The following is a 2862-nucleotide window of genomic DNA, read 5'->3' as shown; positions in this document are numbered from 1 at the left end:
GCCCGCGCAGGGCCTCGACGGTGGCGGCGGACAGGTCGACGATCTCGTAGCGGGCGAAGGTGCCCTCGCTGGTCGAGATGTCGGCCCCGTCGATCACGGCCCCCGTGGTCGGGCCGGCAGCCGGCAGAAGCGAGGAGCAGCCCGACGCCAGGCATGCCGCCAGGGCCGCCAGAGTCGCATTACGCACCATGTTCACTCTCCTGTCCGAGTCCACGCGATGCGCGGAACCGGCGGCGACGCCCCGATGACGAGAGGCATCGTGACGTCGCCATGACAAACTCAATTCGGCTGACACGGCCATAGGGGCTGCGTCCATTGATGATGGGCCGCGCGCTTCGCGGAGCGCACCGCTACCCTATCGGATAGGGCTCAAATGCTGCGATCGCTTTAACGAATCGTCCAGATCTCCGAGACGTCGTTCCTACGCCTCCGATGGTCGAGGGGTCTGTCGATCACCAATGCGTCACGAGGGAGGCAAGGCCACGCTTGTGGCATCCGCCTCCGGATCGAGGCCTTGCCGCAGCCGGCGGCCGAGGGCATCCGCCGTCAGGTCGCGGCGCAGGCGCGCGGGCTCGACGGCCAATCCGAACTCGAAGATGGCGTAATCGGTCGTCGTCTCTCCGAAACCCGGCTTGCATGTCGGCAGCGACGGCGCGTGGTCGCCGAAGATGCAGAGCGTCGCCGGCAGCCCCGTCAAACCGTCGATCAAGGCCTCGACCGCGCGGCCCGTATTGGCGACATGCGTGAGGTACTGCTCCAAGGGATCGTCGATCTCGGGCAGCCGGCCGGGCTTCCAGGGACCGTGGTTTTCCATCGTGACGCAAAAGAGAAATAGCGCACCGTCGCGCGCGCGCACCTCCGCCAGGACGCGTTCGGCGAGGGCGATGTCGCCGACATAGGGCCCGACCCGCGCCGCCCCGACGAAGTCCGTCTCCATGATCAGGCGATCGAAGCCGAGGCGCGTCACCACCTCGGCGCGGTTGAAGAAATTCCGGTGGAAGGGATGGACGAACAGCGTCTCGAAGCCGGACTCGCGCGCAAGCGCCGGCAGGGCCGTAGGCTCGCGCCCGCCATGGGTCAGATAGGGATCGAACGATCCAAAGCCGAGGGCGTCCGCATCCTGTCCGGTGAGAACCGCGTGTTCGGTCCGCATGGTGTAGGCGCCGTGCGCCGGGACGCGCAGGCGTCCAAACTGGCTGGCCCGCGTCCGGACGATCTCCATCAACGGCAGGGGCGGACCGCCGAGGCGCGCGGGATCGATGAAGGATTCGAGTTGCATCACCACCAGGACGGCGTCGTCGCTTCGGACCCGGCGACGCGGGCGCGGCGGCAGATCCGCTCGGCGACCCGCCCACCAGCGAAGGGCATAGCCGGCGATCGTCACGGGCAAGCCATAGCGGGCGACGTCGCTTTCCAGGTCCGGTGCGGGAAACCGACGCGCCAGCACGCCGGCGCCATCGCCCTGCCCGGAAAGCGCCGCCAGGGCGACGAGGATGAGCGGCATGCCTAGGACCGCCAGCACGGCGACGCTGGGCTCGCGCGGCAGGATCGTCGGCTCGACGGCGTACCAGACAACGACGCAGGCGACGCTCACCAGGATCGGCACCGCCATGCGCGGATCGGAGAGCGGCCGTGTGTAATAGAGTTCCGGATGCCGGGGCACCTGCGGCAGCAGCGCGAAGTCGCTGAACACCAGGGGTTCGCCGATGACGTCGCGCTTCAAGCGGCTGATGATCGTCAGGATCGCCACGGTGAGTACACAGGAGAAGCCCGCGAGCCAGGGCCGCCAGGAAAACTGAAACCAGAACGCCATCAGGAGAGCGTAGCCCGCGACCCGCACCAGCAGATCCGCCGGGCGGCGGGAGATCGGCCGGACCTGCCCCCCCTCGACGGCCTCGATGGCGAGACTGAGCAGGAGAGCCACGGCGAGACTTGCGAGCAGCGTCATCGGGACAGTCAGCGCCTCTGATCCTCGGCCTTGGTGACACCGCGCTTTCGGCGCAGCCGACGAACGATCGGATTCAGGACAGCGTAGCGCGCACGCATGAGCAGCAAGGCGCCCCGGCTCATCGCGAGGCGCGAAGGCCCGGCAGCGTCGCGCGCCTCCGAAAGACGGTCGAGGAGTTGCTCGGCCGAACACGGCTTCATCGCCACCGGATCGAGGTAGAGCGGATAGAGCAGGAGCGCGCCCGCCACCAGTTCGTCGAGGGTGAGCCGCCGTCCGCGATCGGCACCGGGGGTCAGATCCTCGCTCAGGCCCCAGCCGGCATAGAACGGGCGCCCGTGCACGGCGACGGACAGGCCCCGGATCAGCGCCTCGAAGCCGGCGAGCGACGTCATCGTCTCGACGTGATGCGCGCGGTCGAGGAGATCGACGATGGAGAGCCCGCCGACGATCCGGTCGGCAAGGGTCCGTGCCTCGACCTCCGGGATCGCACCGGGGCGAAATCCGGCCTCGACGTCGGGATGCGGCTTGTAGAGCAGGAAGGCATCCGGGTTGCGGGCGCGGGCAGCCCGCAGCAGGTCTCGGTTCGAGCGCACGATCGGCGAGCCGTAGCGGACCGAGGCGTCGTCCTCGACCTGACCCGGGACCAGCACGATGCGCCGGTCCGTCGGCCAGGGTTCGGCCTCGTCGCTGAGTCCGACATTGTACTTGGTGAGGCGGCGCTCGATCACGCCCTCGCGCAGGGCTTTGGCGCGGGCCGCCAGATCCGGCGTGAAGCTCGCGGTCTTCAGGATCACCGCGAGACGGCTCTCGGTCCGTGGGTCGTAGTAGATCCCGCGATCGTCCACCACGATGGAGGCACCGGGCTGAAGGCTGGCGCCGAGCCCGACAGAGCGAAGGAAGCCATCCTCCATGCG

General features: G+C 68.7%; 1 protein-coding gene and 2 pseudogenes. All 3 read right to left on the bottom strand.

From position 1 onward, the window contains the following. A pseudogene (locus JWQ05_RS15865) lies at nt 1-190 on the bottom strand (sugar transporter); the annotation flags it as partial. A gap of 273 nt (nt 191-463) precedes the next feature. After that, on the bottom strand, nt 464-1948 hold the full coding sequence (locus JWQ05_RS15860; protein WP_299660215.1) for an LTA synthase family protein: 1485 nt from the start codon (nt 1946-1948) through the stop codon (nt 464-466). A gap of 8 nt (nt 1949-1956) precedes the next feature. Continuing rightward, a pseudogene (locus JWQ05_RS15855) lies at nt 1957-2862 on the bottom strand (capsular biosynthesis protein); the annotation flags it as partial.

The sequence above is a fragment of the Methylobacterium sp. genome (assembly GCF_028290105.1).
Taxonomy (GTDB): Bacteria; Pseudomonadota; Alphaproteobacteria; order Rhizobiales; family Beijerinckiaceae; genus Methylobacterium.
Note: the sequence above shows the minus strand (reverse complement) of the source record. Positions and strands in the feature narration are given on the sequence as shown.